Raw genomic sequence first — 1,330 nt, 5'->3', positions numbered from 1 at the left:
GGGCAGCCGCTGTGGCGCCGGCTCGGCGACGGTACGCACACCCTGCCGTGCCCGATGGTCAACATCTTCTCCGGCGGCCGGCACGCCGAAGGAGGCGTGCGCATCCAGGACTTCCTCGCCGTACCGCTCGCCGCCGGCAGCTTCGCCGAGGCGATCGACGTGGTCTGGCGGGTCCGCCGGCGCGCCGCCGAACTCACCGCCGAGCGACACGGCACGCTCATGTCGCGCCTGGTCGCCGACGAGGGCGGCCTGGCCGTACTCGCGGGCGACGACGCCGAACCGCTCGAACTGCTCAGCCGCGCCATCGACGACGTCGGCGAGCGGGTCGGCGTCGCCATCGACGTCGCCGCGACCCAGATCGACCGGCCCGAACAATTCCTCGACACCCTCGAAGCCTGGACCAAGACCTACCCGATCGTCTCGATCGAGGACCCGCTCGGCGACGACGACTGGGCCGGCTGGACCGACGCCACCCGGCGCTTCGGACACCTGCAACTCGTCGGCGACGACCTGTTCGCCACCTCCGCCGACCGGGTCGACCACGCCGCCGCACTCGGCGTGGCCAACACCGTCCTGGTCAAGCCCAACCAGATCGGCACCCTCGGCCGCACCGAGACCACCCTCGCCGCCGCCCGCCGACACGGCTACGCCACCATCGTGTCCGCCCGATCCGGCGACACCGAGGACGACGTGATCGCCGACCTCGCGGTGGGCTGGAACGCCGGCCAGATCAAGATCGGCTCGCTGATGCGCTCGGAACGCCTCGCCAAGTACAACCGACTCCTGGAGATCGAAGCCCTCGACGGAGTGACCTACGGGGGGTGGCGGCGATGAGCGCCGCCGGCACCAACGCGCCCGCGCCGCGTGCCCGCCGCGTGCTGATCACCGACGTCGTGTGGCCCGACCTGGACATCGAACGCTCCGTGCTGGAACCGGCCGGCTTCGACGTGCACCTCGCGAGCGCCGCCGACGAGGACACCCTCACCGCCGCCGCGCACGACGCCGACGCGATCCTCACGTGCTTCGCGAGCGTCACCGCACGGGTGATCCAGGCGTCGGCCAAGCTCGCGGTGGTCGCTCGCCTGGGCGCCGGACTCGACAACATCGACACCGCGACGTGCGCCGAACTCGGCATCGACGTCACCCGCGTGCCGGACTACTGCGTCGACGAGGTCGCCACCCACTCGATGGCCCTCGCGTTGTCGCTGTGGCGCCGACTCCCGCAGTACGACGCGCACTTGCGCGCCGGTGGTTGGGGCACGCTGCCCGAGAGGCTGCCGGTGCGCCGCCTCGCGGGCGCCCGGGTCGCGGTGCTCGGGCGGGGTCGGAT

The 1,330-nt window shown here is 72.5% G+C and carries 2 pseudogenes; both read left to right on the top strand.

Going from position 1 to position 1,330, the window contains the following annotated elements:
• A pseudogene (locus GT354_RS16675) lies at positions 1-834 on the top strand (phosphopyruvate hydratase); the annotation flags it as partial.
• A pseudogene (locus tag GT354_RS16670) lies at positions 831-1,330 on the top strand (C-terminal binding protein); the annotation flags it as partial. The pseudogenes GT354_RS16675 and GT354_RS16670, both read left to right, overlap by 4 nt.

Source organism: Streptomyces sp. SID3343, assembly GCF_009865215.1.
Classification (GTDB): Bacteria; Actinomycetota; Actinomycetes; order Streptomycetales; family Streptomycetaceae; genus Embleya.
This window is presented reverse-complemented; position numbering and strand designations above follow the sequence as displayed.